General features: G+C 47.2%; 27 protein-coding genes and 1 other annotated feature. Of the genes, 8 read left to right on the top strand and 19 right to left on the bottom strand.

All coding sequences use genetic code 11. The features are described from left to right. Nucleotides 1-31: 31 nt before the first annotated feature. From Q1A40_RS03925 to Q1A40_RS03915, 3 genes are read right to left on the bottom strand one after another with little or no spacing between them, the layout of a single operon-like run. Complete coding sequence (locus tag Q1A40_RS03925) at nucleotides 32-1,096, bottom strand: sugar ABC transporter substrate-binding protein (RefSeq protein ID WP_299998132.1); 1,065 nt, start codon at nucleotides 1,094-1,096, stop codon at nucleotides 32-34. Nucleotides 1,097-1,108: 12 nt separating this feature from the next. Next, the gene (locus tag Q1A40_RS03920) at nucleotides 1,109-2,107 is read right to left on the bottom strand and encodes an ABC transporter permease (protein WP_299998131.1); all 999 of its coding nucleotides are present in this window, start codon (nucleotides 2,105-2,107) and stop codon (nucleotides 1,109-1,111) included. Then, a complete protein-coding gene (locus Q1A40_RS03915; RefSeq protein ID WP_299998130.1) occupies nucleotides 2,104-3,609 on the bottom strand; it encodes a sugar ABC transporter ATP-binding protein in 1,506 nt (501 codons plus the stop codon). Before Q1A40_RS03915 ends, Q1A40_RS03920 begins: the two co-directional genes overlap by 4 nt. Before the next feature lie 174 nt (nucleotides 3,610-3,783). Between Q1A40_RS03915 and Q1A40_RS03910 the strand changes: the two genes are divergently transcribed. Together Q1A40_RS03910 and Q1A40_RS03905 are read left to right on the top strand one after the other, a co-directional pair. Further along, nucleotides 3,784-4,866 carry an oxidoreductase gene (locus tag Q1A40_RS03910; protein ID WP_299998129.1) on the top strand — a complete coding sequence of 361 codons (1,083 nt, stop codon included), beginning with the start codon at nucleotides 3,784-3,786 and terminating at the stop codon, nucleotides 4,864-4,866. A gap of 114 nt (nucleotides 4,867-4,980) precedes the next feature. Then, nucleotides 4,981-5,976: a LacI family DNA-binding transcriptional regulator gene (locus tag Q1A40_RS03905; protein ID WP_299998128.1), complete on the top strand. Its 996-nt coding sequence runs from the start codon at nucleotides 4,981-4,983 to the stop codon at nucleotides 5,974-5,976. Here the strand turns inward: Q1A40_RS03905 and Q1A40_RS03900 are convergent. From Q1A40_RS03900 to Q1A40_RS03875, 6 genes are all read right to left on the bottom strand, one after another. Next, nucleotides 5,968-7,416, bottom strand: coding sequence for a glycoside hydrolase family 32 protein (locus tag Q1A40_RS03900; protein WP_299998337.1), 1,449 nt, complete (start codon nucleotides 7,414-7,416; stop codon nucleotides 5,968-5,970). The two genes, Q1A40_RS03905 and Q1A40_RS03900, sit on opposite strands and share 9 nt — an antisense overlap. Nucleotides 7,417-7,418: 2 nt before the next feature. Next, the gene (locus tag Q1A40_RS03895; protein ID WP_299998127.1) at nucleotides 7,419-8,669 is read right to left on the bottom strand and encodes an MFS transporter; all 1,251 of its coding nucleotides are present in this window, start codon (nucleotides 8,667-8,669) and stop codon (nucleotides 7,419-7,421) included. A gap of 230 nt (nucleotides 8,670-8,899) precedes the next feature. Next, nucleotides 8,900-9,559, bottom strand: coding sequence for a methionine ABC transporter permease (locus Q1A40_RS03890; protein WP_299998336.1), 660 nt, complete (start codon nucleotides 9,557-9,559; stop codon nucleotides 8,900-8,902). Beyond that, nucleotides 9,556-10,344: a methionine ABC transporter ATP-binding protein gene (locus Q1A40_RS03885; RefSeq protein WP_299998126.1), complete on the bottom strand. Its 789-nt coding sequence runs from the start codon at nucleotides 10,342-10,344 to the stop codon at nucleotides 9,556-9,558. Before Q1A40_RS03885 ends, Q1A40_RS03890 begins: the two co-directional genes overlap by 4 nt. Next, complete coding sequence (locus Q1A40_RS03880) at nucleotides 10,341-11,147, bottom strand: MetQ/NlpA family ABC transporter substrate-binding protein (protein ID WP_299998125.1); 807 nt, start codon at nucleotides 11,145-11,147, stop codon at nucleotides 10,341-10,343. The genes Q1A40_RS03885 and Q1A40_RS03880 overlap by 4 nt, the downstream gene beginning before the upstream one ends. A 16-nt stretch (nucleotides 11,148-11,163) precedes the next feature. Further along, complete coding sequence (locus tag Q1A40_RS03875; protein WP_299998124.1) at nucleotides 11,164-12,201, bottom strand: isopenicillin N synthase family oxygenase; 1,038 nt, start codon at nucleotides 12,199-12,201, stop codon at nucleotides 11,164-11,166. A gap of 334 nt (nucleotides 12,202-12,535) precedes the next feature. Here Q1A40_RS03875 and Q1A40_RS03870 point away from each other — a divergent pair, with 334 nt between their 5' ends. After that, nucleotides 12,536-12,796, top strand: coding sequence for a type B 50S ribosomal protein L31 (locus tag Q1A40_RS03870; RefSeq protein WP_299998123.1), 261 nt, complete (start codon nucleotides 12,536-12,538; stop codon nucleotides 12,794-12,796). 3 nt (nucleotides 12,797-12,799) lie between these two features. Further along, nucleotides 12,800-12,940, top strand: coding sequence for a type B 50S ribosomal protein L36 (gene ykgO, locus Q1A40_RS03865; protein WP_299998122.1), 141 nt, complete (start codon nucleotides 12,800-12,802; stop codon nucleotides 12,938-12,940). Nucleotides 12,941-12,943: 3 nt separating this feature from the next. On the opposite strand, the gene Q1A40_RS03860 is transcribed toward ykgO, so the two are convergent. From Q1A40_RS03860 to Q1A40_RS03840, 5 genes are all read right to left on the bottom strand, one after another. Beyond that, nucleotides 12,944-13,420, bottom strand: coding sequence for a YlaC family protein (locus Q1A40_RS03860; RefSeq protein WP_299998121.1), 477 nt, complete (start codon nucleotides 13,418-13,420; stop codon nucleotides 12,944-12,946). A 340-nt stretch (nucleotides 13,421-13,760) separates the two neighbouring features. Next, nucleotides 13,761-13,979 carry an HHA domain-containing protein gene (locus Q1A40_RS03855; RefSeq protein ID WP_299998120.1) on the bottom strand — a complete coding sequence of 73 codons (219 nt, stop codon included), beginning with the start codon at nucleotides 13,977-13,979 and terminating at the stop codon, nucleotides 13,761-13,763. A 9-nt stretch (nucleotides 13,980-13,988) separates the two neighbouring features. Beyond that, complete coding sequence (gene tomB, locus Q1A40_RS03850; protein ID WP_299998119.1) at nucleotides 13,989-14,384, bottom strand: Hha toxicity modulator TomB; 396 nt, start codon at nucleotides 14,382-14,384, stop codon at nucleotides 13,989-13,991. 624 nt (nucleotides 14,385-15,008) lie between these two features. Continuing rightward, complete coding sequence (gene acrB / locus Q1A40_RS03845; RefSeq protein ID WP_299998117.1) at nucleotides 15,009-18,155, bottom strand: multidrug efflux RND transporter permease subunit AcrB; 3,147 nt, start codon at nucleotides 18,153-18,155, stop codon at nucleotides 15,009-15,011. Nucleotides 18,156-18,189: 34 nt separating this feature from the next. After that, nucleotides 18,190-19,377 carry an efflux RND transporter periplasmic adaptor subunit gene (locus Q1A40_RS03840; RefSeq protein ID WP_299998115.1) on the bottom strand — a complete coding sequence of 396 codons (1,188 nt, stop codon included), beginning with the start codon at nucleotides 19,375-19,377 and terminating at the stop codon, nucleotides 18,190-18,192. A gap of 144 nt (nucleotides 19,378-19,521) precedes the next feature. Between Q1A40_RS03840 and acrR the strand changes: the two genes are divergently transcribed. After that, nucleotides 19,522-20,181, top strand: a complete 660-nt coding sequence (gene acrR, locus Q1A40_RS03835) for a multidrug efflux transporter transcriptional repressor AcrR (protein ID WP_299998113.1) — start codon at nucleotides 19,522-19,524, stop codon at nucleotides 20,179-20,181. Nucleotides 20,182-20,227: 46 nt separating this feature from the next. Here acrR and Q1A40_RS03830 read toward each other — a convergent pair whose 3' ends face one another. Both Q1A40_RS03830 and priC read right to left on the bottom strand, forming a co-directional pair. Beyond that, nucleotides 20,228-20,398: a YbaM family protein gene (locus tag Q1A40_RS03830; protein WP_299998111.1), complete on the bottom strand. Its 171-nt coding sequence runs from the start codon at nucleotides 20,396-20,398 to the stop codon at nucleotides 20,228-20,230. A 24-nt stretch (nucleotides 20,399-20,422) separates the two neighbouring features. Continuing rightward, entirely contained in the window at nucleotides 20,423-20,959 is a 537-nt protein-coding gene (gene priC / locus Q1A40_RS03825; RefSeq protein ID WP_299998109.1) for a primosomal replication protein PriC, read from the bottom strand. A gap of 369 nt (nucleotides 20,960-21,328) precedes the next feature. Between priC and apt the strand changes: the two genes are divergently transcribed. Then, complete coding sequence (gene apt / locus Q1A40_RS03820) at nucleotides 21,329-21,880, top strand: adenine phosphoribosyltransferase (protein WP_299998107.1); 552 nt, start codon at nucleotides 21,329-21,331, stop codon at nucleotides 21,878-21,880. Between the two features lie 89 nt (nucleotides 21,881-21,969). Here apt and msrA read toward each other — a convergent pair whose 3' ends face one another. Both msrA and msrB read right to left on the bottom strand, forming a co-directional pair. Beyond that, entirely contained in the window at nucleotides 21,970-22,461 is a 492-nt protein-coding gene (msrA, locus tag Q1A40_RS03815; protein WP_299998105.1) for a peptide-methionine (S)-S-oxide reductase MsrA, read from the bottom strand. Continuing rightward, nucleotides 22,451-22,912, bottom strand: a complete 462-nt coding sequence (gene msrB / locus Q1A40_RS03810; protein WP_299998103.1) for a peptide-methionine (R)-S-oxide reductase MsrB — start codon at nucleotides 22,910-22,912, stop codon at nucleotides 22,451-22,453. The genes msrA and msrB overlap by 11 nt, the downstream gene beginning before the upstream one ends. Nucleotides 22,913-23,117: 205 nt before the next feature. Between msrB and dnaX the strand changes: the two genes are divergently transcribed. After that, entirely contained in the window at nucleotides 23,118-25,061 is a 1,944-nt protein-coding gene (dnaX, locus tag Q1A40_RS03805; RefSeq protein ID WP_299998335.1) for a DNA polymerase III subunit gamma/tau, read from the top strand. Beyond that, nucleotides 24,388-24,452, top strand: a sequence feature (DnaX frameshifting element). It overlaps the preceding gene by 65 nt. Before the next feature lie 86 nt (nucleotides 25,062-25,147). Next, nucleotides 25,148-25,477 carry a YbaB/EbfC family nucleoid-associated protein gene (locus Q1A40_RS03800; protein ID WP_211992658.1) on the top strand — a complete coding sequence of 110 codons (330 nt, stop codon included), beginning with the start codon at nucleotides 25,148-25,150 and terminating at the stop codon, nucleotides 25,475-25,477. A gap of 72 nt (nucleotides 25,478-25,549) precedes the next feature. On the opposite strand, the gene Q1A40_RS03795 is transcribed toward Q1A40_RS03800, so the two are convergent. Then, nucleotides 25,550-26,308, bottom strand: coding sequence for an SDR family oxidoreductase (locus Q1A40_RS03795; RefSeq protein WP_299998099.1), 759 nt, complete (start codon nucleotides 26,306-26,308; stop codon nucleotides 25,550-25,552). Between the last annotated feature and the right edge of the window lie 207 nt (nucleotides 26,309-26,515).

Below are 26,515 nucleotides of genomic sequence, written 5' to 3'. Positions count from 1 at the left end.
CATCCAAAATCAAAAAAATGATTTTACGTGGTTATTTGTTTTTTGCTTCCAGGGTGGCAAACCACGGGGCAACAAAATCGTCGGTCTGGCCCCATCCTGGAATAATTTTTGCCAGGCCGGCCACGTTAACCGGTTCTGCCTGGCTCACCAGCAGCGCCTGCGGGATCACTGCGGCTTTAAAGTCGTAGCTGTCAGGTGTGGGTTCCCCGGCAATTTTCTTCGCCAGCAGACGCACATTGGTCGCACCAATCAATTTTGGATCAACCGCAACGCTGACTTTCCATGGGCTGTTGGCTTCACGCATTAACTGTAAATCCTGGTTGGAAATATCAATGCTGTACAGTTTAATCTCGTTACGACCGTTTTCTTGCAGGGCCTTATAAGCGCCCTGGGTGAAGGCATCCCATGTGCCCCAGATAGCATCAATTTTGCCTTTCGGATATTTAGCCAGAATAGCGCCGACTTTATTGGCCGTATCCCCCTGTACATCGGAAGAAACGGCACCAATAGACTCCAGTTCAACAATGCCCGGGTTTGCTTTTAACAGCTGCTGATAGGCGGCCTGGCGTCGATCCATTGGCGGGAATCCGGCCACCCAGAGTTTGACGATATTGGCCTTGCCATTAAAGTCTTCCACCAACTGACCAAAGGAGAGGTTGGTCAGAGAGGTGTCGTCTTGTTGACTGACGGTAAGCCCGGGGATTACACCTTCAACAGCGGTATCAAAGACGGATACGGCGATCCCGGCATCAATGGCTTTTTTAATCAGCTCAGTGGAGTAAGGGCTGCGGCCCTGGGACAGAATAATACCGTCATATTTCTGGCTGATTGCCTGATTAACAAAATCCTGGAAACGGGCATCGTCACCATTACTCAGAAAAGTGCTGACCTGAAAGCCCAGTTTTTTACCTTGTTGTATCGCACCGGAGACAAACTGAGTGGTGTTGTCATCAGAGCCAAGGTTACGAATAACCGCAATGCGAATAGGTCCGTCGTGCTGAGCAATTTTATCCGGTACAGGTGCGACAACGGCAGCTCTGACAGGCAAAGCGGCAAGCAGGCTTAGCGCCAGTAATGAAGCAGTTAATTTTTTCATGGTTATGTCCTGTTAGCGTCGTTGTTGGATATAAGTAATGGCTAAGGCTGCTGCCAGCACCAGGCCTTTAATAATGTCCATGGCGTAATAAGGAACGGATAACATCACCAGTCCGTTCTGTAATACACCAAGAATGATGGCACCGACTAAGGTACCCAAAGCATTTGGCTTGCCGGAACCTGCCAGAGAAAAACCAATCCACGCAGCGGCAACCGCATCCATCAGATAACCTCCCCCGGCGTTCACCTGAGAAGAACCGATACGAGAGGCCAGTAAAATACCGCCTAAACCCGCCAATAAAGAGGCCAGTACATAAGCGGCAACACGATAGCGAGTGGTGCGGATACCTGACAGTCTTGCAGCCTGCGGGTTACCGCCAATGGCGTACATCCGGCGGCCATATTTGGTGAGTGAAAGCCCTAGCTGTGCGACCAGGGTGACTACCAGCATAATGATAACGATAGTCGGGACCTGGCCGAGTAATGAGAAGCTGGCCGGGATAACCCCTTCTGCCATTTCACCATCAGGCAGCATCATATTGGTGGTAATTGAGCCGCCATAGCTGTAGGTCATGGCGACTCCCTGAATAACGAACAGGCTGGCGAGGGTGGCGAGCATATCGGGAATTTTCAATATCACGATAAGAAAGGCATTAAACAGCCCCACCAGAGTACAGAGTAATAAGGTGACGATAATCGCCTCAGTTGTGCCGAAGCCGTGCCAGACAAACAGCGAAATCACCAGCGCATTGGCCAAGGATGCGGTTGAACCGACAGATAAATCAAAACCGCCTACGGTGAGTGAAATAGAAACGCCAATCGCGATAACGGTGACTATCGCAATTGAGCGCAAAATATTAATGATATTGTTCAGTTCCAGAAAACTGTCAGAAGCAATGCCGAACAGGGCAATCAGTGCCACAACGGTAAGCAACATCCCCCATTTATAGAGAAACTCAAAGAACTGATGGCGGCCAGATAAGGTGGCTTTCAGGGGGGCGTTATGACTCACGCAGGTGCTCCTCCAGTGGAGTAATATAAAAGGGTTTCTTCTGTGGCCTGATGGCCATCGAGCTCTGCTACTATTTTTCCGTCCCACAGGACGCAAATTCTGTCACAGAGTCCAACCAGTTCAGCAAATTCACCAGAGGCGTAAATCACCCCTTTACCTTGCCGTGCTAGCTGATCGATTAAGACAAATAAATCGGTTTTGGCTTTGATATCGACGCCTTTGGTTGGCTCATCGAAAATCAGCACCTCCGCTTCATTACGTAGCCATTTTCCGATAGCAACCTTTTGCTGGTTACCTCCTGACAGTCGCCTTAAGGTCTGCGCCGGACCGAGAGTGCGGATCGCCAGGCGTTTAATCACTTCCTGTGCCCAGCCTTGTGCCTTGCGGTGGCTAAAAAAACCAAAACGTGAGAACTGCCAGTCAGCGCTGACCGCCAAGTTCATGGTCAGAGACTCATCGATGAAAATACCTTCTTTACGACGTTCCTCAGGGACCAGCACGACGCCCCTGCTGACAGAATCGGCGGGGTCTCTGGGACGCCAGGGTTTACCCCGTAACTCACCGCTTTCCAGCTGACTCGGGGTGGCGCCAAACAGGGCTTTGCATAATTCGGTTTTACCCGCACCGGCCAGTCCGGCAATACCGAGGATCTCTCCTTTACGCAGGCGTAATGAAATATTGCGTAGCAGAGCTTCATCATGCAGACCCGTGACGCGCAGTAGCGGAATATCCGCGACATCAGGTCGGTGTGGAGGGTAAATGTCTTCCAGATTATGGCCGAGCATTTTTTCGACAATTTGCTCACCACTCAGTTGTGCCATGGCTTCGCTACAGATAAATTTGCCGTCACGTAGCACCGTCATCTGGTCACAGATCTCTTTCAGTTCATGAATACGGTGTGAGATGAATACTACCCCGATCCCTTGTTGCTGAAGGTTTCTGACCACCTTAAACAGATGTGCGCTTTCCTGGCCGTCAAGGGGGGCTGTGGGCTCATCGAGGATCAGAAAGCGACAGTGGTGAGAGAGGGCGCGAGCCAGCAGAATTTGTTGTTTTTCTGCCAGAGAGCACTGTTCAATCCGTTTACGGATATCAATATTCACTTCCAACGGTGCTAACGCCGCCCGGGCTTGTTGATAAATCTCTCCCCAGCGATAAACATGACCCGGCTCTGCCAGCTTATCGAGCATGATATTTTCAGCCACGCTCAGACCCGGAACCAGGGCAACGTCAACTTCTTGCTGAACCAGATGGATACCGGCAAGTTTGGCGTCACGCGGAGTACGGATGCTGACTTCTTTACCATTGATCAGAATGTGACCCTGATAATGCTTATAGGCCCCGGAAAGTACGGCCATCAGCGTCGATTTTCCGGCACCATTGGCACCTGTCAGGGCGTGAATGGATCCACCATTGAGCACAAAGCCCACCTGAGTCAGGGCATTGAAGCCACCGAAGGCAATAGAAATATCACGCATTTCAAGACGGTCAGGCGGGGTCATACTGGGACCTGTTTTCGAAATAGTAAACTGATTCAAATTTTTAACGACCTTCCGAGTTGCGTGCAATGAGTGAAAAGGAATAAGATAAAACTAAATGTTATTAGCCGTCCAGAAGTCTGGACATATATTAGAGTTAAATCGTTCCTACGACAACGTATGTAAAGGAAATAAATCATGTCCAGCACCGCTATTCGTGTCGTTACCGGGCCCGCTAATTATTTCTCTCATCCGGGTAGCCTTTCTCGGCTGAATGAGTTCTATTCTGAAGAACAGCTAAGTCAGGCTGTGTGGATTTACGGTGAACGAGCCCTGGCGGCGGCTAAACCATTTTTACCTGCGGCTTTTACTTTGTCAGGGGCGAAACATATTCTGTTTCGCGGTCACTGTAGCGAAAGCGATGTTCAGCGTCTGGTCGCCGAGGCGGGAGATAGCCAGGTAGTGATTGGCATTGGTGGTGGGGCATTGCTGGATACCGTAAAAGCTGTCGCCAGAAGGCTGAAAGCGCCGCTGGTGGCTGTGCCGACTATCGCTGCGACCTGTGCTGCCTGGACTCCGCTGTCAGTCTGGTATAACGATGCCGGGCAGGCCTTGGGTTATGAAATTTTTAACGATGCTAACCATCTGGTACTGGTTGAGCCTGAAATTATTCTGCATGCACCCGCTGAGTATTTGCTCGCCGGCATTGGCGACACGCTGGCAAAATGGTATGAAGCCGTGGTTCTTAGCCCACAGCCAGAAAACTTGCCGCTGACGGTGCGGTTAGGGTTAAGTGCTGCGCTCAGCATACGTGACGTATTACTGGAAAGCAGTGAACAGGCGCTGGAGGACAGCGCAAATGGATTGCTTAGCCAAAAGTTTTTCGATGTGGTTGATGCGATTATTGCCGGTGGCGGTATGGTCGGGGGGCTGGGAGAGCGTTATACCCGCGTAGCAGCTGCACATGCGATACATAATGGCCTGACGACGTTGCCACAAACAGATCGTTTTCTGCATGGTACAAAAGTGGCTTACGGCATTCTGGTACAAAGTGCTTTGCTTGGCCAGGACGATGTTCTGCGGCAGTTAACCCACGCCTTTGCTCGCTTTAATCTGCCAACGAAGCTGGCGCAATTGGATGTTGATATTCATCAAACAGAACAGTTGAATCAAGTTATTACCCGGGTATTACAACCGGGTGAGTCGATTCATGCTTTACCGATCGAACTTTCACCTGAAGTTTTATTGGAAGCTTTTAAGAAAGTCGAAGCCTTGTCATAACCCTTCTGTATTTATCCCGGCAGGCAATCTGGCCACTGAATCAGGTTGTCTGTGATTGTTAAACTCGCAGAAAACACGTTAATATCATGGTTTCCCTCTCTTTTCGCGGATGATATGGCTTCTTTAAAAGACGTAGCAACGATGGCCGGGGTTTCTTTAATGACAGTCTCGCGGGTGATCAATCATCCCGATAATGTTAAACCCGCCACCAGAGAACGGGTGCAGCAGGCCATTGATACCCTGCATTACGTGCCCGATTATTCCGCGCGAAAAATTCGTAATCAAGGGGTCAGTGCCTCGACGATTGCTATTTTGGCTCTCGATACGGCGACCACACCCTTTTCGGTCGAAATGTTACTGGCGATTGAACAGACTGCACGTGAATCGGGATGGAACAGTTTTCTGATTAATATTCTCTCTGTTGATGACAGTGAACGAGCGGTTAAACAGCTATTATCCCAGCGGCCAGACGGGATTATTTTTACTACCATGGGTTTACGTCACGTTACACTGCCTAAAGCTCTTGAAGATAAATCCATCGTGCTGGCGAACTGTGTCACTGATGATCCCTCACTGCCTTGTTATATTCCCGATGACTTTTCCGGTCAGTATGAAGCTACCCGTTATTTAATTGCTCAGGGCTATCGACGACCGCTTTGTTTCTGGCTGCCCGTTGAAACTCTCGCCAGCAAAGCGCGACGTGAGGGTTTTGAAAAAGCCTGGCAAGAAGCCGGTCTGAATCTGGATGACGTTCAGCAGTATCATATGACAATGGGAGATGCTCACTATACCGATCTCGCTCCTTTACTGGAGACGCATTGCGCACAGGGACTGCCCGATTTTGATGTGCTGGTATGTGGTAACGACAGAATTGCTTTTGTCGGTTATCAGCAGCTGCTGGCAAAAGGCGTCAATATTCCACAACAAGTGGCAGTGCTGGGATATGACAATCTGATTGGTGTTGGCGAGCTCTTTTTACCGCCGCTGAGTACCGTGCAATTACCGCACCACGAACTGGGTCGTCAGGCGGCATTGCACGTAATTGAAGGGCGGCAAAGCCGCGGTATTAACTATCTGCCTTGCCCGTTACTGAAGCGGGTTTCATTGTAAACTGCTGAGCTCCCATAACAGACCGCCCTGGCAGAGTGCCCGGCCTTTATCGGCAAACAGGGCTAACTGGCGGTCGTCAGGCTGTGGATAGATACGGCTGGTCATGCAGGCTTCACCTTGATTAATAAACACCTCAACCGAACTATGATCGATAAATATCCGTAGTTTCAGCTCACTTGTGGTATCGATGGCAACACTACGTTCACTGTTGAGTGCTTCGTCATCTGAACGGCGAGACAGAATCAGTCGTTTTTCGCCTGAATCAACATACAGTTCAAGGCAACTACCTAAGCGCAGGCCATAGCACTCAGCGCTGCTTGCCGCACAATCCCAGCTCAGTTCCAGTTCAATGGTTTTCGCCTGTTGCTGAAGTTGTTGTGGCTCGATATCCAGCCAGCATGGAGTTATTGTGTAGTGCTCAGTACGTAGCCTGGTTAGCTCGGCAACGGGGCGTTGCAGAATTTGGCCTTGTGGACCGAGACTCAGTTCGCGTGGCAGAGTCAAAGAACCCGCCCAGCCTTCTTTTTTTCCTGGCATAGGCGATTCCCACATATCCATCCAGCCCATCACTATACGGCGACCATCGGCAGCAATAAAAGATTGTGGGGCATAAAAATCGTGGCCTCTGTCCATTTCAACAAAGTTCTGTACCGCGGTGAAATCACGACCAGGCTGCCACTTACCGCGTAGATATCCGCTCTGGAACAGATTAAGATTCTCAAAGCCTTGAGCCTGGATACCCTGAGGAGAGAACATGAGGAGTTGCTCTTCACCGAGTGGGAAAAAGTCAGGGCATTCCCACATATATCCCATCTCAGCATCAGCTTGTGCCAGTACCCTGTCTAATTGCCAGTCGCGCAGTGAGCTCCCACGATAGAGAAGAACCAGACCGCGATCGTCAATATCGCGTGCACCGATGACCATCCACCATTCTCCATCCTGCAGCCAGACTTTTGGGTCACGAAAATGCATGATGCCAGGCGGTGGGTTCAGAATGACACCTTGCTTTTCAAAATGGATCCCGTCCTGACTGGTTGCCAGGCACTGAACCTGATGAATAGCGCTGTCATTGCCACTACCGTCCAGCCAGATATGGCCGGTATAGATAAGGGATAGTACGCCATTATCATCGACCGCACTGCCAGAAAAACAGCCATCGGTATCCCATTCATCACCAGGTGCCAGGGCGATAGGTTGTGTTGTCCAGTGCACCATATCCTGGCTTGTAGCATGCCCCCAGTGCATCGGACCCCAGTTCTCATCAAACGGATGATGCTGATAGAAAGCATGGTAGAGGCCATTGTGGTAAATCAGCCCATTAGGATCATTCATCCAGCCTGCGGGTGGTGACAGATGGAACTGCGGATAAAAGGTATTACCCCTGGTCTTAATATTCGCTTCTAAGGCTTGTTGTGCCTGGAAAAGTTGGCTTTTCATGATCATTACCTGGTTTGTAAATTAAGAGGAGCAACGGGCTGTTTTGGCGTATCGCCATTAAGCAAGAAACCTGAAATCAGTGTAAAGAAGAGCACCAGACCGGAGAGGATCATATAGGTATCCGGGAACCCAAGCTGGTCATAGCCTTGGCCCACCAGTGGTGATAAAACGCTGGCGCAAATGGAGGTGATGAACTGGAATCCGACCAAATAGAGTGTGGCAGAAAGTCGCTGATCGAATTGGGTCGTGATGTATTTAAACATCGCGATTAATAAGATTGGTAGCTCAACCGCATGCAGTAATTTCATCAGTGAAATCGTTACCGTATCGGCAGCCATACCGGAGCCAAAGATACGCAGTGCCATAATAAAACCACTCAGCAATAAGCCACGTTTTGCACCAATTTTATTCACCAGGAAGGGGGCGAGGAACATGCCTATCGCTTCAAGGAATACCTGGAATGAGTTCAGAAAACCGAACATCTCATTCCCATGATTGATGTCACTGAATAGCGAGGCAAAATAGATAGGAAATTGTTGATCGTAAACGTTATAAACGCTGACACCACAGACAAAGACCACTAATGCCCAGAAGCGCGGTAGTTTAAGCAGGCTTAATGCATCATTGAGCGAAAGAGCACTGGTTTTGCCGTATTCCAGTTCATTAAATGCATTAGTCTGAACATCTTTCATCCACCATAAAAGCGTGATGAAAATCAGCGCTGAAATACTCCCCATCCAGAAATTTAGTTGTGGGTTAATGTTAAACAATAACCCGGCAAGTAAGGTGGCACCGGCCCAGCCCAGCGACCCCCACATTCTGGCTCGTCCGTATTCAAAACCGACGATACGACTGACACGTTCGGTATAACACTCTAAAGCCCCAATACCGGCAAAGAAGGTCGCGCCGACATAAAGCCCGATGCTGACAGCCCCCGGTACAATATGAGTCTGAAGCAGGGGGGTGCAGACAAAAATAAAATAAGGGCCACTGATGACCAATAAGAAACCAATGACCTGCAGCAGTGTTTTTTTCAGACCCAGTTTATCTTGTATAAAACCGTATAACGGCTGTGCGCACAAAGCTGTCAGCGCGATAATAGAAAATATCAGACCGGTTTCTGCGCCACTGAGCCCTATTTTTTGATGTAACCAGAGAGAGATCAGTGAAAAGACAGAAGACCAAGTCCAGAAGAAGGTAAACAGGAGTCCACTCAGAACCAAATAATGATGTTGTTTGCGTATTGTCAGAGCCATAGCGGCTATCCCCTGAAGATTTATTGAGCCAATTGTTAACGTTAACTTTTATTGTTGGAAGTAAAAATCAATAAAAATGTGATTGAAATCACCTTTGTTATCGTTAACAAATTGGTTTTGTGATCTACAGCCAAAAAAAACGTTTCGGAATGGCTGGCAGGGTATAACGAGGCTTGAAAAGAAATATCCGGCATCTGGACAGGATACCGGACAGGAAGGGTTAAGAAAGTTTAACGACGATGAGCAAGACGACGAACCAAACGGTCGCCGGTACTTTGTACCAGTTGAACCATAGCGACCATGATAACCACGGTGCCTATCATCACCTGGTCATTAAAACGCTGATAACCATAACGGATAGCTAAATCACCTAAGCCACCGCCGCCAATCACTCCTGCCATGGAAGAAAAGCCGATCAGCATCACTATGGTTAGCGTGATACCAGCCAGCAGGGCAGGTAAGGCTTCGGGTAAGAGCACTTTACTGATGACGTGCCAGGCATTACCGCCCATCGAGAGAATGGCCTCTATACGTCCTTTATCGACTTCATCCAAAGCGCTTTCCACAATACGTGCAAAGAAGGGAAAAGCGCCGATAGTGATAGGGACAACAGCGGCAGTACTCCCGAGCGTGGTGCCGACAATCACGCGAGTAAAAGGAATAAGCGCTATCAGTAACACAATAAAGGGTAATGAACGGCCGACATTAATAATGCTGCCGAGTAGCTGATTCAAACGTGGCGCGGACATAACCCCTCCACGGCGGGTCACAAACAGTAATACGCCCAATGGTAAACCGATTAACAACGTAAATAATGCCGCCAGAGCCACCATATAAAGCGTATCCAGCGTACCGTCGAGTAATAACGACCATAAGTCTTCCCAAGTCAGGCGACGCATAATACCCTCTCTTCAACACCATGACGGCGTAAAAATTCTTTTTCGGCTTCGCTGTTGTGAAGCAAAGCACTACGCAAGCGCGAGAAGGGATCAACCAGTCTTTCAGACAGAGGGCCACTCTCAATCAACCTGCCTTTTTCCAGCAATGCGGCATGGTCACAAATTGTTTTGACTACCTCTAGCTGGTGGGTAATAAGAACAATCGTCAGGCCTAACTGACGGTTAATTTCTGACAGTAATCCCAGCACAGAAGCGGTCGTTTCCGGATCAAGTGCGCTGGTGGCTTCATCACACAGTAAGATATTGGGGTGCGCTGCTAAGGCGCGGGCAATACCTACCCGCTGCTTTTGCCCGCCAGATAACTGGGAAGGAAAGGCTTTGGCTTTATCACTGAGACCAACCAAGTCCAGTAACTCCAGGACGCGTAATTTTCGCTTATCCTTTGAAACACCGGCAATTTCTAACGGAACGGCAATATTGTCTTCAACATTACGCGCATGGATAAGATTGAAATGCTGGAATACCATCCCCGTGCGTTGACGATGTAATCGTAAATCTCGCTGAGAATAAGTGGTGATATCCTGACCATTCATAATGATGCGGCCCGAGGTGGGCCGCTCCAGTAAATTTAGGCAGCGGATCAGTGTACTTTTTCCTGCGCCACTGCGGCCAAGGATCCCATAGATGGCGCCTTTCGGCACCATCAGGTTTATCTCATCAAGCGCCGGTTGGCCTTCTCCAGCATACACTTTGCTCAGCCGCTCAAGTGTAATCATGGTTTGTGAGCAACCGGAATAACGGAGTTGTTATACTGTTGATTAATAAAATCAGCGGTCGCTTTTGATTCCAGATCTTTGGCCAGAGCTTTAATGCGCGGATCGTTAGCCAGCTCAGGCGTGGTGACCAGAAGATTGGCATAAGGATTATTCACGGCACTCTCCAGAGCCAGAGCATCTTTTGCCGGTACTAAACCTGCTTCAAGGGCGTAATTTCCATTGATTATCCCTAAGTCAACATCATCGAGAGAACGTGGGATCTGCGGGGACTCGACTTCAACAATCTTCAGGTTTTTCGGGTTATCGACGATATCTTTTGGTGTGGCAAGCTTCAAAGATGCATCTTTAAATTCAGGTTTCAGGGTAATCAACCCGTTGTCCTGTAATAAATATAGCCCACGACTCAAGTTCGTTACGTTATTCGGGATGGCGACAGTTGCGCCATTCGGAACATCATTGAGTGATTTATATTTTCTCGAATAAACGCCAAACGGTTCAATATGTACGGTCGCTGCTACAACAAATTTCTTACCGAGCGCTTTTTCCTGATCCAGCAGATAAGGTAAATGCTGGAAATAGTTGGCATCAACGTCACCATTAGCTAATAACTCATTGGCGTTAATGCCGTTACTCAGTTCAATCACTTTGAGTTTATTGGCCGGGTCTTCTTTCTGCACAAAGGCGAGGATCTCTGCGTGAGGTACGGGATCTGCTGCAATTCGCAGTGCATTCGCAGCCTGAGCGGCAAAAGCAAAGGAGAGTGACAGAGCGATACTGGCCAACTTAAATGACGTTATTTTCATCGATTTCTTCCTATGCTTAAGCAACAATTTCTGAGGTTTTTTTAATAGTTTCAGGGTAGTAACGTTCAGCTACATCAGGATGTGAGCGTAGACGACCTTTCAAATAGTTCCAGCCAACATCACGCAACAGCGGATTCTGTGGATCGCTTTCCGGTCCTTGTGCTTCACGAGAGAGTTCTTCGGGTAGTTCATAAACAGGTACTACGGCATCCAGTTGTGCGCCGAGGAAGAACGCGATAGACAGGCGTTCTTGATTGGCGGGGGGTGAGACAACACGGTGTACCGTTGCACGTAAGTAGCCATTGGTCGCCAGTTCTAATAACTCACCAATATTGACTACAAAACTGCCGGGCAGAGGGCTGGCATCAATCCAGTTATTTGGAGAGACTTCAACTTGCAGACCTTTTTGGTCATCCTGGAGCAAAAAGCTCAGGAAGCCGGAATCTTTATGCGCACCGACCCCTTGATTGCTTTGAGTACCTTGCACTCCTGGGTAACGAATGAGTTTAATGTGTTCATTTGGTTCGTTGCCGTAGAGTTTTTCAAAAGCGTTTTCTGGCAGGCTCAGTGCCGTGGCAAGTGTTTTCAACAGCGTGAGTGCGACCTCAGCCATTTCACTTTGCCATTGCAAAACCGTGGTTTTTAATGCAGGCAGTGCTTCTGGCCATAAGTTAGGTCCCTGAAGCCTGCTCCATACGGGAGTATTTTCATCAAAGGCCAGGGCCGGGCGTTCAGCGCCAATATCAAATTGTTCACGCCAGTCAGGTTTCCCCCTTGTCAGTTCGCTGACTGCACGGTTATAGCCACGAAAATGGGGGGAGTGGATCATGCTGACATTTTCTTTTTGGTCATCAGAAAGAGCGAAGAACAGGCGAGATAGCTGTTGAACCGCTTGTTGCAGCTCATTGCTAATACCATGGTTGATGAGATAGAAGAAGCCGATTTCACGTGCGGCGTAGCGTAGCTGACTCAGAAATGCTGCGCGATCGGTTGGCGTTCCTTTTAATTGGGAGAGATCAAGTATTGGCAGTGCCAGGTCTGGATTGTTGCTCATTTTGTACTCCAAAAATCAATAAGTGAGTAGAGTAATCTTGGCGATGTTCGGTACAACAGCGGCACTGTTTCATGGCTATATCCTATTTTTGTTGGTTCGGGTGGCGATGAACATAACTTATCTGTAAGCGTATAAGTTCGCCCAATATTGTTATCTTCTAAGCTATTCCGTTGTGGGGTTCTTAGCTTTTGCATAAATAAGAAAAGGAAGATGGGAAGGGAGACTTAACCCATATGATGGTAATGGTCGGCATTGGAACTGTGGCAGAAAGCTTGCTTTTCTGGTCAAGTCATTTTAAAGTGATGTTATATTATAACATATCAGTGAGGCCGTTATGCAGCAAGGGATCCATCCTGCCTATCGCACAGTCGTATTTCATGACACCAGTGCGAATGAGTATTTTAAAATTGGTTCGACGATTAAAACGGAAAGAACCATTGAGCTTGAAGGTGTGAATTATCCGTATGTCACAATTGAAGTTTCATCCTCATCGCATCCGTATTACACCGGAAAACAGAAGGTTTATACCAATGAAGGCGGGCCGGCACGATTCCAGCAACGCTTTGGCAATTTTTTTGGTGGGAAGAAAGATTAAATTATGCAGGTACTCAATTCGTTACGCAGCGCAAAAAATCGTCACCCCGATTGTCAGATAGTCAGACGTAAGGGGCGACTCTATGTCATTTGCAAAACTAATCCACGTTTCAAAGCTGTTCAGGGCAAGAAAAAACGTCGTTGATGATTAGTTGCTGGCAACGGATTGCTGGCGAGTTAATGAATATACATCATAAAATGATAATTCCCCTTTTCGGTCCAGCATTGTGTTCAGTAATGATTTCTGCGCATCATCGACCTGAGGGGAATGTAAAATATCGTTGATCAATGTATCTGGCACATTACGCGTGTTATACCACTCACCGTTGTAGCAGACCCGAAAATCAAGCACATCAATGTCGCTGTAGCGATAACGCGGGTTAACATCAAAAAAGAAAAATACATTCAACAGAGCAAAAAGAACAATCAGTAACCAAGCTTGCCCGGCCAGCGTCTCAGACGCCAGCATGACCCACAGTGTTGCAAACAATCCGATGTACATGCCAATAAACAGGCCTGGATGCTTACGAATAAAACTGATACTAAAGCGTGGTTTATTATCACGCTTCTCAGCCACATTCAATTTTTCAATGGTGTTGATCAGCAGGCGTTGGATTTCATTCATGGTAAGCCTTTTAATGTTCAGAACTGTTCGAGTTAGACATAGGACAACGCTATTTTAAGAAGCTCATGCCTGGCAAGAAAGTAACAGAAAGACTAAAAAAAACCATAACAGTTGATGTTTCCACCTGCGAAGATACTCTTTACCATAAGTCTTGGGTAATCACCTAATGCCATCCTGTTTTTTCGTAGCCCAGACCTGGGACCGCGTATGAAGTGCATAGTATTTCTATATTTTTCTGTTTTAAAACAATTGCTTACGCTTTTTAGGTGATGGCATCTAAAAGCAGGGTAGAGTTACAGGAAAATATGCTGCTACTAATTCGTTCAAATTTACGAATGAATTAGCGAATGAATTTCCATACTGAAGCTGGAATTTTATCGTAAAGCTTATTCATTGTGAGCTCGGCAAGACGGTGGTCCGCAGCTGAATAGAACACTGCTAGTTCATTATCCGATAATTCGTATTTATTTTTTTCAATCACACGCTCTAGCGTGTCAATTGTCTGGCATCGCCGCAAGCGCATCAAATAATCAATTTTAGTTAAAGGTTTATCTGTCATAAATTAGCCTTAAGTATTTTTAATATTTTTTTCTAACGAAATGTTCACAGAATTATCATGATCCTCATTAATGAGGCTTTGGAACAGGCGATGTTCCGAACCTTGCCACTTTTGGAGATCTTGCCCATTTATACTGTAGTTACTGAACAGCGCAAAACTATCATCAAGGTATTCATCAACGAGTTCAATAAGCTTGCTATCATCAACGTACTTAATTTTATAATTAAGTGCGAATGCAGCGATGTGCTCAATCAATTCATTGAGTTGCAAATGAGTCACCGATGTTGGGTCATTAACCCAGCCGTGGTTGCTGCTATCGAGGTTGAGCAAGCAATCTCGCTGCAAACTCTCACACAGAAACTTCAATTCTGCAATATCATGTCGCTTTGGTGAATACTCATCCATATAACAGCCCCTTTATCGACAACAACAATAAACGTAATCCGTTGGAGTGGACAAAACCTAAACAGGTGAAGAACTGCGGTTATGATTATTACATGCAGATTCATTATAAAGCAATAACGATAAGATTTCATGGTGTGAGAAAAGAAAAGGAGAGTTTATAGCAAACAGGGTACAGGTAAGTGGAGCAATTAACTCTTTGATATTAACGTTAACGTAAATTTACAAATAATGATTAAAGATGATTGACGAAGCTTGGCCATGCAAAAGATGGTTATTCTTGTGGTTGTTTTTTGTTCTTTTTGTTAATTGTTGGCGTAGCAGCACGTAACTAAGAATATTCCTGGTATGGGAATAGCGGAAGCGAATCAGTCAGTGTACAAATTCGATATACCAAATATTATCAAGACTAATAGTTGAGTTCGAGTTGATTAAAATTATGAATAGATTGTGAGGTCAGAAAAATAATTATTACAAAACAGAAGAGGTTAAATAAAGAGCTGAAACGTTAAATAGGTGCATCCTTTTATTATTGAATAAAATTCAATAATAAAAATACTCTGTCATCCTCCTTTCCCTTTCAATCAGAAATTTAAGGCCGTGGGGTTTCCACGGCCTTAGCGTTACTTAGTTTTTATGTTCAACAGGATGCGCGTGTTCAATATCTTCGCTTTTACGGCTAAAGCGACGACGAATGACCACAAAGAATACGGGTACAAAGAATATGGCGAGGATAGTTGCTGTTATCATCCCCCCAAGTACGCCTGTACCTACTGCATTCTGTGCACCGCTGCCTGCACCACTACTGATAACCAGTGGCATGATACCGAGCATAAATGCCAGCGAGGTCATCAAAATCGGACGCAGACGCATACGTACTGCTTCCAGAGTAGCTTCTACCAGGCCTTTTCCTTCTTTTTCCATTAAGTCTTTGGCGAATTCTACGATAAGTATCGCATTCTTCGCCGACAAACCAATGGTTGTGAGAAGACCCACCTGGAAGTAAACATCATTTGTCAGACCGCGTATCGTGGTTGCCGCTAATGCACCAAATACTCCGAGCGGAACCACCAGCATAACCGAGAAGGGTATCGACCAGCTTTCATACAAGGCTGCCAGACACAAGAACACCACAATCAGTGAGATAGCATACAGAGCCGGAGCCTGGTTACCTGAAAGACGTTCCTGATACGACATTCCTGTCCAGTCGTAACCTATACCTGTAGGCAGTTTAGCGGCCAGCTCTTCCATCATCAGCATAGCCTCACCGGTACTTTTACCTGGCGCTGCCTGACCGAGAATTTCCATAGACGGAAGCCCGTTATAGCGCTCCAGACGCGGTGAACCATACTCCCAGCGTGAACTGGTGAATTCTGAGAATGGCACCATTTGACCTGAGCTGCTACGTACGTACCATTTACCGATATCAGATGGCAGCATACGATAAGGTGCATCAGCCATAACATAAACACGTTTCACACGGCCACGGTCGATGAAGTCATTAACATAACTTCCCCCCCAGGCTGAGCTGAGTGTGGTGTTAATGTCAGTGATAGAGACACCCAGTGCTTGTGCTTTTTCCTGATCCACTTCAATTTTGAATTGCGGTGTATCTTCCAGACCATTCGGACGCACACCCACTAATAAATCAGGGTGCTGAGCTGTCATTCCAAGCAGCTGGTTGCGCGCTTGTGTCAGTTGCTCATGACCGAGGTTTGCCTGGTCAATTAACTCGAAGTCAAAACCGGTGGCGGTACCCAGTTCAACAATTGCTGGTAAGTTAAAGGCAAAGACCATGGCTTCCCGAATTTGCGACAGAGCAATATTCGCTCGTTGCGCAATAGCAGGAACTTTGTTTTCTTCACCCTTACGTTCATCCCAGTTTTTCAGTGAGATAAATGCCAGACCCACGTTCTGTCCACGACCTGAGAAACCAAAGCCGTTAACGGTAAATACTGAGTTAACGTTGTCTTTTTCTTTGGTCAGATAGTAGTCATTAACTTGATCGAGCACTTTCTGTGTTTGTTGCTGAGTTGAGCCAGCAGGCAGCTGCGCCATTGACAACAGAACACCCTGATCTTCATCAGGTAAGAAGGAGCTTGGTAAGCGGACAAACATCAGAGCCATACCCGCAACCAACACCACATACAGCACTAAATAACGACCGGTGCTACGCAGAATTCTGGCAACGCTGTCGGTATAGTGGTGTGTGCTCTTCTCGAACATGTTGTTAAACCAGCCGAAGAAGCCTTTCTTGTGTTCGTGACCTGGCTGAAGAGGCTTCAGCATCGTTGCACACAGTGCTGGGGTCAAAATCATGGCCACCAGAACAGAAAGGATCATCGCCGAAACGATAGTTATCGAGAACTGACGATAGATAGCACCGGTTGAGCCACCAAAGAATGCCATTGGTATAAATACCGCCGACAGAACAAGGGCAATACCGACCAAGGCTCCCTGGATCTGCCCCATCGACTTACGCGTTGCTTCTTTCGGCGACAGACCGTCCTCAACCATCACACGTTCAACGTTCTCAACCACCACGATGGCATCATCTACCAGCAAGCCTATCGCGAGCACCAACCCGAACATCGTGAGGGTGTTTATCGAATAACCAAACACGGCAAGAACGGCAAAAGTCCCCAGGATAACAACCGGGACAGCAATGGTTGGAATCAATGTTGCACGGAAGTTCTGCAAGAACAGATACATAACCAAGAACACCAGTAAAATCGCTTCCAGCAGCGTTTTCACTACTTCATTAATAGAGATTTTAATGAAGGGAGTGGTGTCATATGGATAAACGACTTCCAGCCCGGCAGGGAAGAAAGGTTTAAGTCTTTCGACAGTATCCCGGACAGCCTGTGCGGTTTCCAGCGCATTCGCACCAGTTGCCAGTTTGATACCAAGCCCTGATGCTGGTTTGCCGTTATAGCGGGCAATAACATCATAATTCTCGGCACCTAGCTCAACTTTTGCTACATCACGTAACAAAACGCGGGAGCCGTCAGCGTTCACTTTCAGTAAAATTTTGCTGAATTCATCGACAGAGGTTAGACGTGTCTGGGCGATGATTGAGGCGTTTAATTCCTGGCCTTTAACTGGCGGCGTACCGCCTAACTGGCCAGCTGCAACCTGGGCGTTTTGTGCTTTCAGTGCAGTGACAATGTCGGTTGGCGTCAGGTTATAGTTATTGAGTTCATGCGGGTTCAACCAGATACGCATCGCGTACTGAGAACCGAACAGTTGCACGTCACCCACCCCACTGGTACGACTAATGGGGTCTTTAACTGTTGCTCCGAGGTAGTCAGAAATATCTTCCTGAAGCATGGTTCCGTCGGTATTGATCATACCGAGAACCATCAGGAAACTACTGGAGGACTTCTCTACGTTAACACCTTGCTGCTGAACTTCCTGAGGAAGTAACGGCATAGCGAGCTGCAGTTTATTTTGAACCTGGACTTGTGCAATATCTGCATCAGTGTCGGCATCAAAAGTTAATGTGATTTGTACTGTACCCGAAGAATCACTGGCCGAAGACATATAAAGCAGGCCATCGAGGCCGTTCATATTCTGTTCTATGACCTGGGTAACAGAATCCTGTACTGTTTTCGCATCCGCACCTGGATAGTTAGCCGCGATAGTTACAGCCGGAGGCGCAATCGTTGGATATTGCGCCACGGGTAGCTTTAATATTGCAAGCAACCCCGCCAGCATAACAATAATGGCGATAACCCAGGCGAAAATAGGGCGATCGATAAAAAACTTAGCCATGTCTTAACGGCTCCTGTTTGGGTTAAGACTACTACTATTCAGACTTTGCACCGGTCGCGGACTGCTGTTGACCTTCATCACTTTCAGCAACTTCTTGCGCATTTACTTGAATACCCGGTTTTATTTTCTGCAGACCACTGATAATGACGCGATCGCCATCCTGTAATCCTTCCGTCACCAACCATTTGTTGCCAATAGCGGCACCGGTTGTCAGTTGGCGGACAGCAACTTTGTTGTCTTTATCGACGATCATTGCTGATGCATCACCACGCGGCGTACGAGTCACACCTTGTTGTGGAACAAGAATAGCCGTCGGATTAATCCCTTCTTCAAGTTCGGCACGAACAAACATGCCTGGCAGTAAGGATTTATCCGGGTTAGGGAATACCGCGCGCAGAGTGATAGACCCGGTAGAAGGGTCGACGGTCACTTCAGAAAACTCCAGCGTCCCTTCTTGTTGATAGGCAACACCGTCATTAGTGATCAGTTTAACTTTAGCCTGACCGTTTTCTTGTTTCAGTTTACCGTCAGCCAGTTCTTGCTTTAAACGCAAAAACTCGCCGCTGGATTGAGTAACATCAACATAAATCGGGTCGATTTGCTGAACTGTAACTAAGGCATTAGCCTGACCACTGGTCACCAGAGCGCCTTCAGTAACTGAAGACATGCCAGTACGACCGTTGATAGGCGAGGTCATCTTGGTGTAGGCCAGATTAATACGTGCACTTTCTACAGCGGCTTTAGCTGCAACGACCGCAGCATTCGCTTGCTGAGAGGTTGCGACAGCCTGATCGTAATCTTGCTGGCTAATATACTGAGTGCCGAGTAATTTCTGATACCGTTTAACGGTTAGTTGAGCAATATTCGCACTGGCTTGTGCTTTAGCAAGTTCACCATTCGCACTGTTGTAAGCTGCCTGATAGGGAGCAGGATCGATTTGGTAAAGTGATACACCAGCCTGAACATCGCTACCTTCAGTGAAGTTACGTTTAAGAATGATCCCGCTTACCTGTGGACGAACTTCGGCAATACGATAAGCGCTGGTACGCCCCGGAAGTTCATTAGTGATTTGCAAAGGTTCGCTTTTCAAAGTGACTACACCCACTTCAGGGGTGGGCGGCGCACTTTGTTGGCTTTCTTTTTCGTTACATCCTGTAAGCGCTAAGCTGCCTGAAAGCATCAGAACGGCCGCCAGAGGCGTAAACCCTCTGTTTTTGTTCATATGTAAACCTCAAGTGTCCGAATTCAACGTTAATTCAATGGAGCAAATGTCCACAATCCCACTACTGTGTTTATCTTCTGGTCGTGCTATGTTACATACATTCACAAATGTATGTAAATCTGACGCTCGCATATTCACTGACATATGGCACGAAAAACTAAAGCGCAAGCGCTTGAAACTCGACAGCATCTCCTCGACGTGGCGATTACTCTGTTTTCGCAACACGGCGTATCTGCGACTTCACTGACAGATATTGCAAAAGCTGCGGGTGTCACACGCGGAGCTATCTATTGGCATTTCAAAAATAAGTCGGAGTTATTCAACGAAATCTGGACACTCACAGAGTCCAGTATTGGTGATTTAGAAATTGAGTATCAGGCAAAATACCCGGACGATCCACTTTCTGTCGTCAGAGAATTACTTATTTATATCTTACAGGCGACCGTTTCAGAAGAGCGCCGACGCTTAATGACAGAAATTATTTTTCACAAATGTGAATTTGTGGGTGAGCTTGCCGTAATGCGGGAAGCACGACGTGCCCTCTACCTGGAAGGAAATGAACGTATCATAGCCAGTTTACAACGCTGCATTGATGCGGGCTATCTTCCTGTTAACCTTAATTTATCCTACGCAGTTATCACCATGCGCAGCTATATCACCGGCTTGATCGAGAACTGGCTGGTTGCACCAGACAGTTTTGATTTATACAAAAACGCGGATGATTATGTTGCTATTTTGCTGGAGATGTTTCTATTTTGCCCTACGCTTCGCCAGGCAAAAAAGAGCGATGAACTCCAAACGTAAAATCATGTAAATCATTGGCATAAAAAGTTTTTCCAGCGATTTTTGTTCAAGTGGCCGTATCTTCTTCTTTGGCGTTTTGTTCTTTTTTTCGCAAAAAATCCTGTTCAACGATTTTCAGTGCTTTTAGCACCGTATCTGTCGGGATAGCATGTTGTTCTAGCAGCATAATCAAATCGACCGCTAATTTAATTTCATCCGCTGCATTTTCTAGTGACATTGCGTTCTCTTGAACAAATAAAATTTACCCCAGACCCCGTTCCTGACGTTCGATAATACGTTCCAGGCGGGTAAGTGCCTGTCTGCATCGTTGCAAGCGTCCTTCCAGGGCCAGAATTTCGCGCTGTAATTTCTGCTGTCCTACCCGTGTTTCTTGCACGGCATACTGATTTTCTCTGTCATTAATCATAGCTTGAAGACGGCGTTCATAATCTTGATGTGTAGCCAATTTTTGATAAAAATTTACAGCTTCAGGTTGTTGCCATTCATTTTTACGCAATTCTTTGGTTGCCAGTTCTCTTTGCAGAGCGGCCAGCTGTTCAACTAGCTTTTCAGCCAAAAAAGCAACCTGTGCGGTCCTTTTTTGCTCGACGCTGTGCTGGAGCTTTTCCATATTAGCGCGGACTTCCAGCAGATAATCTTTTAACTGCGTGCTATGGGTGGTAAACAGTTTCTTGTCGAATCTGGCCTGCGAAGTGCGTTGTTGAGAAAGAGGGGCGATAGCCACGGCCAGTTCCTCAATGCGTGAATGTAGCACCTGTAACAGTGACGTCGTGTTCACCGGTGAATCTCCCTTAATTGTTCTGATTATATTAGGTAGCAAATATACCCGTTATATTTCAAGTTACTTGGGTGTTGCCTGCATCCAGTCGCCGAATCACATTGTTTATCTGTGCCCATCGACGGGCTGAACTGGGAGCCTACAAGCAACTTGAATTGTTTTGGATATGAAACGGATGCTATTCTTTAATTAACTGCGCAGCAGAGGCTGAAAAGCCATAACCTTGACCAACGAAGTTGCAATTATAGCTGCCAGGCAGTAAATTCGAGCGTTTTCGGGCATGGGTACGGCGGGTTAAAAACAGCCGGGTTCAAGAATGAACTGAAAACGTACCCTGACTAGTATCATGTTTTCAGCAGGCATAAATCGATGACCGCGACCGTTCAGCAGCTTGAGTATCTCAAAAACAGTATTAAAAGCGTCCAAGACTATCCAAAACCGGGCATTTTATTCCGTGACGTTACCAGCTTGCTGGAAGATCCGAAAGCCTATGCGCTCAGTATTGAACTGTTAGTCTCGCAATTTAAAGATGCGGGTATTACCAAAATCGTGGGTACTGAAGCCCGTGGCTTCTTATTTGGTGCTCCTGTTGCGCTAGGACTGGGAGTCGGATTTGTTCCAGTACGCAAACCGAATAAATTACCTCGTGAAACACTGTCAGAAAGCTACGAGTTGGAATACGGCACTGATAAGCTGGAAATTCACGTTGATGCGATTAAAGCGGGCGATAAAGTGCTCGTGATTGATGATCTTCTGGCAACCGGTGGGACAATTGAGGCGACTGTTAAATTGATCCGTCGTCTTGGGGGCGAGGTAACCGACGCTGCCTTTGTTATCAATTTATTCGATCTGGGCGGTGAGCAGCGTCTGGAAAAAATGGGCCTTAATATTTTTAGTCTGGTGCCATTTCCGGGTCATTAATCACAAAGAAAATAATATTTTTTCTTTATTTACCCGCAAGTTAAAAGCCTCCGACAAGGAGGCTTTTCTGTCTTATTGCCATCAGATTTTTAGGGCAACTGCCAGTCAGGACGTTCAAAATGGCAGGTATAGCCATTTGGATTTCTCTGTAAATAATCCTGATGCTCAGCTTCGGCAGACCAGAAGGATGAGGCTTCTTTCACTTCAGTGACTACCGGGCCGGGCCAGATACCTGAATTATCCATTTCTGTTATCAGTTTTTCAGCTTCAACTTTCTGTGTTTCTGATAAGTAGAAAATGGCTGAGCGATAGCTGGAACCGATATCATTACCCTGCCGAAAAGGTGTTGTCGGGTTATGAATCTGAAAGAAATATTTCAGCAGTTCCCGATAACTCAGTGTTTCGGGTAAAAATTCAATCCTGATTGCCTCTGCATGACCCGGATGATAGCTGTAGGTTGGCGAATCATTGCGCCCGCCGGTATAACCGACTTCGGTGCTGATAACGCCGTCTAGCTTGCGTATCAGTTCCTGGACACCCCAGAAACAACCTCCGGCAAGAATGGCGACCTCAGTTTTCATCTTTTCCTCCGTCTTCAAATAGTGGCAGATAATCACTATAGCCTTCTGCTGCCAATGCTGCTTTAGGAACAAAGCGTAATGCCGCAGAGTTGATACAATAACGCAAACCGCCTGTTTCTTGCGGGCCATCCGGGAAGACATGGCCTAAATGGCTGTCTCCGTGCAGGGAGCGAACTTCGGTACGAATCATGCCATGGCTTTTGTCGCTGATATTACGGATGTTATTCTCTACCGGGCGGCTGAATGCTGGCCAGCCACAACCTGAGTCAAATTTATCCAATGAGGTAAACAGAGGTTCACCAGAAACGATATCTACATACAGACCTTCTTCAAAATGTTCATCGTAAATCCCGGTAAATGGGCGTTCTGTAGCATTGTTTTGGGTGACGTTGAACTGAATTTCAGTAAGTTTTCCAAGCTGATTTGGGTCTTTTTTATACTGTTTGGTCATGATGATTATCCTTTTTTCTGCATCGCTCTTTACTGTGCTTCTGAATTTAAGCTGCCACTCAGCAGGCAAGCTGGCAAGCAATAAAATGATCGATGCAATATAAATGACGTTGACTTCAATACGCCTTGCTCGCTTGCCGGGTGAGGCTTGTGGTAGCATGACCTTCTTTGACTCACCTTTCCCGCGAATCAGAGCTGAATTCCAGATGAGCTACCAGGTCTTAGCCCGCAAATGGCGCCCACAAACTTTTGCTGATGTTGTTGGCCAGCAACATGTCCTGACCGCGTTAGCGAATGGTTTAACGCTAGGACGTATCCATCACGCCTATCTTTTCTCCGGAACCCGTGGGGTCGGAAAGACATCCATCGCCCGCTTACTGGCCAAAGGGCTGAATTGCGAAACAGGGATCACCGCGACGCCTTGTGGTGTGTGCGATAACTGTCGCGAAATAGAGCAGGGAAGATTTGTCGATCTGATAGAAATTGATGCCGCATCGCGTACCAAAGTCGAAGATACCCGCGATCTGCTGGACAATGTGCAGTATGCTCCAGCAAGAGGGCGTTTTAAAGTCTATCTGATTGATGAAGTTCACATGCTTTCCCGCCATAGCTTCAATGCGCTGTTAAAAACGCTGGAAGAGCCGCCGGCGCATGTGAAATTCTTGCTCGCCACGACAGACCCACAGAAACTACCGGTGACGATTTTATCCCGTTGTTTGCAGTTTCATCTTAAGGCACTGGACGTTGAGCAAATTGGGCAACAGCTGGAACATATTCTGGGCAAGGAAAATATTGCCTTTGACACCCGCGCCCTACAACTCTTAGCCCGGGCAGCTGATGGTAGCTTACGCGATGCTTTAAGTTTAACCGACCAGGCCATCGCGAGCGGTGACGGTCAGGTTACTACGTCTGCGGTCAGCTCGATGCTAGGAACGCTGGATGACAGCCAGGCGCTCTCTCTGATCGAAGCCTTGGTACAAGCTGATGGCCAGCGAGTGATGTCTCTGCTGAATGATGTTGCCTCGCGTGGCGTTGAGTGGGAAAGTTTATTGATTGAGATGTCATCGTTATTCCATCGGTTGGCAATGATTCAGCTTTCTCCGGCTGCTTTGGGCGATGATATGGCAGCGACTGAAGCCCGAATGCGCGAACTGGCGCGGACTATTCCGCCAGCAGATTTGCAGCTCTATTATCAGACGCTGCTGATTGGTCGCAAAGAACTCCCTTGGGCCCCTGATCGCCGTATGGGCGTGGAAATGACCTTATTGCGTGCTCTGGCATTTCATCCACAGAAACCCTTGCCTGAGCCCGAGGTACGTCCTGCTCTGCAACAGAATGTTGCTCATTCAGTATCATCCACATCATCGGGTACAGCAGCGTCAGTACCCGCCAGAGCCCCTCAAGCTGCACGCGAAGCGCCTGCACTTTCGGAAAGTACCAGTCAGATCCTTCAGGCACGTAACCAATTACTGCGCCAGCAAGGAACTGACAAAGCAAAAAAGAGTGAGCCGGCTGCGCCTGGAGTAGCGCGGTCGGCGAAACGTTCTGCGGCAGAACGCCTGGCATCGGTGACCGATCGCATTCAAGCTTCTGCGACATCAGCTATTTCATCAAAGCCCGCGGTGGTTGCAAAACCGGAAGCTTATCGTTGGACATCTCAGTCGGTTAGTGAAGAGGTGGCTGAACCGGTAGCCACTCCAAAAGCGTTGAAAAAAGCGCTTGAACACGAAAAAACACCTGAACTGGCATTGAAACTGGCGGAGGAAGCCGCTTTACGTGATAACTGGTCGGCTGAAATTGAAAAATTGACGCTCCCCAAGCTGGTACAGCAACTGGCATTGAATGCCTGGAAAGAGCAACAAGGATCGCAAATTTGTTTGCATCTGCGGCCTGCCTTGCGGCATCTGAACTCATCAGGTGCACAAAAGGCACTGAGCGAGGCGCTCGCTCAGTTACAAGGTGAGGCGGTTGAATTAACGATTGTTGAAGACGATAATCTGACACAGCGTACGCCATTAGAATGGCGTCAGGCTATTTATGAAGAAAAACTCGAGCAAGCACGTGCGTCATTGAACAGTGATAACAATATCCAGACGATAAAAAGATTCTTTGATGCGGTGCTGGATGAGGATAGTATTCGTCCTGTTTAATATGTTGCTCTACAGGCGGCATTGTGTAATCCCTGATAACCATAATCGCATAACGCGACCGATGGCCCGACGAAAGAGAGATAATTATGTTTGGAAAAGGCGGTCTGGGTAACCTGATGAAACAGGCCCAGCAGATGCAAGAAAAAATGGCTGAAGCGCAAGAAGAAATCGCCAAAATGGAAGTCACTGGTGAATCTGGTGCGGGCCTGGTTAAAGTCACCATCAATGGTGCACATAACTGCCGTAGGGTGGAAATCGATCCCAGCCTGATGGAAGACGACAAAGAAATGGTTGAAGATTTGGTGGCTGCTGCATTCAATGATGCTGCGCGCCGTATCGGTGAAGCCCAGAAAGAGAGAATGGCTGGCGTATCCAGCGGTATGCAGCTGCCTCCTGGCTTTAAAATGCCATTCTGATCCTTGCCTGAAGTCATTCACCTTCAGCACATAAATAAAAGGCGGGAGCTCTGGGCTCCCGCCTTTTATTTTTCAGTGGCCGTGTTGTTCTGATCGGGCAACAGCCTCGCGGTCGGGCCCCTGAAAATAAATCGCGCTAATGTGGCATCCACGCGGTTGTGATACGACAAACTTAATTGTTTGCCATATCGCATGTCCGTTCAATAAAGAGCGGCCAGTGACTGGCTGATGGGGCGGTTCTTCACTGGGATCCTGCGTGTCAAAATCGGGTGGATACAGAGCGGTAACACGAATATTCTCTGATGCCAGTTTTTCTGAAAGGATATTAAGAAAACCGCCCATGCCCTGTTTGGCAGCAAAAAAAGCGGGATGTGCAATTGATTGCGTAAAATGAGGAATACCACAGACTGAAACCATACCAATAATATCGCTACCTTGTTCCCGATTCATATAAGGTAATAGCGCCTTGGTCAGAAGAATCGAACCGGTCAGGCCTGAATTAATGGTACTGATAATGTCCTCATCCTGCTCGCCTTGAGCTAAATCACCTTCCAGCCATTGCGCCGCACTGAGAATAAGAATATCAATGGATTGTAAGCCGTCAGCCAGAGACTGGGCAAACTGCTGCACGGAGTGCATATCTGATATATCACACTGATAAGCTTTTGCTTTACCGCCTTCAGCATGAATCCTGTCGACAGTAGACTGAGCTTGATCGAGACTGCGGCTACACAGTGCCACCTCAGCACCTTCCCGGGCCAGCCAGATCGATAATGACCGGCCAAAATCGCGCCCCCCGCCGGTCACGACAACTTTTTTTCCTTTTAACATTATTATTCCTCTTTGCTCTGAGCTTAAATATTTTATGGCGACATCCTAATAAGTTTTTCGATAAGCAGCAAAATAGGGTGCTACAAATGATCAAATACTGTTTTAGTGTTTTGATCGCGTGTTGAAGCCATAATGAAAATTAAAGTAAATTTTTAATGGTTATGGATATTTAACGGGTAGCTTATCTTTTGAAAAATAATGAAACTT

Origin of the sequence: uncultured Cedecea sp. (genome assembly GCF_947498825.1) — a bacterium.
Classification (GTDB): Bacteria; Pseudomonadota; Gammaproteobacteria; order Enterobacterales; family Enterobacteriaceae; genus JGM124.
This window is presented reverse-complemented; position numbering and strand designations above follow the sequence as displayed.

Bases quoted from the DNA above. Each gene is read 5' to 3' on its own strand.
- Q1A40_RS03840 (WP_299998115.1), bottom strand. From the start codon at position 19,377: ATGAACAAAAACAGAGGGTTTACGCCTCTGGCGGCCGTTCTGATGCTT.
- apt (WP_299998107.1), top strand. From the start codon at position 21,329: ATGACCGCGACCGTTCAGCAGCTTGAGTATCTCAAAAACAGTATTAAA.
- Q1A40_RS03830 (WP_299998111.1), bottom strand. From the start codon at position 20,398: ATGTCACTAGAAAATGCAGCGGATGAAATTAAATTAGCGGTCGATTTG.
- Q1A40_RS03895 (WP_299998127.1), bottom strand. From the start codon at position 8,669: ATGGCTCTGACAATACGCAAACAACATCATTATTTGGTTCTGAGTGGA.
- Q1A40_RS03855 (WP_299998120.1), bottom strand. From the start codon at position 13,979: ATGACAGATAAACCTTTAACTAAAATTGATTATTTGATGCGCTTGCGG.
- msrB (WP_299998103.1), bottom strand. From the start codon at position 22,912: ATGACCAAACAGTATAAAAAAGACCCAAATCAGCTTGGAAAACTTACT.
- Q1A40_RS03875 (WP_299998124.1), bottom strand. From the start codon at position 12,201: ATGAGCAACAATCCAGACCTGGCACTGCCAATACTTGATCTCTCCCAA.
- Q1A40_RS03905 (WP_299998128.1), top strand. From the start codon at position 4,981: ATGGCTTCTTTAAAAGACGTAGCAACGATGGCCGGGGTTTCTTTAATG.
- Q1A40_RS03880 (WP_299998125.1), bottom strand. From the start codon at position 11,147: ATGAAAATAACGTCATTTAAGTTGGCCAGTATCGCTCTGTCACTCTCC.
- msrA (WP_299998105.1), bottom strand. From the start codon at position 22,461: ATGAAAACTGAGGTCGCCATTCTTGCCGGAGGTTGTTTCTGGGGTGTC.
- Q1A40_RS03915 (WP_299998130.1), bottom strand. From the start codon at position 3,609: ATGACCCCGCCTGACCGTCTTGAAATGCGTGATATTTCTATTGCCTTC.
- dnaX (WP_299998335.1), top strand. From the start codon at position 23,118: ATGAGCTACCAGGTCTTAGCCCGCAAATGGCGCCCACAAACTTTTGCT.
- ykgO (WP_299998122.1), top strand. From the start codon at position 12,800: ATGCAGGTACTCAATTCGTTACGCAGCGCAAAAAATCGTCACCCCGAT.
- acrR (WP_299998113.1), top strand. From the start codon at position 19,522: ATGGCACGAAAAACTAAAGCGCAAGCGCTTGAAACTCGACAGCATCTC.
- Q1A40_RS03860 (WP_299998121.1), bottom strand. From the start codon at position 13,420: ATGAATGAAATCCAACGCCTGCTGATCAACACCATTGAAAAATTGAAT.
- Q1A40_RS03800 (WP_211992658.1), top strand. From the start codon at position 25,148: ATGTTTGGAAAAGGCGGTCTGGGTAACCTGATGAAACAGGCCCAGCAG.
- Q1A40_RS03885 (WP_299998126.1), bottom strand. From the start codon at position 10,344: ATGATTACACTTGAGCGGCTGAGCAAAGTGTATGCTGGAGAAGGCCAA.
- Q1A40_RS03870 (WP_299998123.1), top strand. From the start codon at position 12,536: ATGCAGCAAGGGATCCATCCTGCCTATCGCACAGTCGTATTTCATGAC.
- acrB (WP_299998117.1), bottom strand. From the start codon at position 18,155: ATGGCTAAGTTTTTTATCGATCGCCCTATTTTCGCCTGGGTTATCGCC.
- Q1A40_RS03795 (WP_299998099.1), bottom strand. From the start codon at position 26,308: ATGTTAAAAGGAAAAAAAGTTGTCGTGACCGGCGGGGGGCGCGATTTT.
- Q1A40_RS03910 (WP_299998129.1), top strand. From the start codon at position 3,784: ATGTCCAGCACCGCTATTCGTGTCGTTACCGGGCCCGCTAATTATTTC.
- tomB (WP_299998119.1), bottom strand. From the start codon at position 14,384: ATGGATGAGTATTCACCAAAGCGACATGATATTGCAGAATTGAAGTTT.
- Q1A40_RS03925 (WP_299998132.1), bottom strand. From the start codon at position 1,096: ATGAAAAAATTAACTGCTTCATTACTGGCGCTAAGCCTGCTTGCCGCT.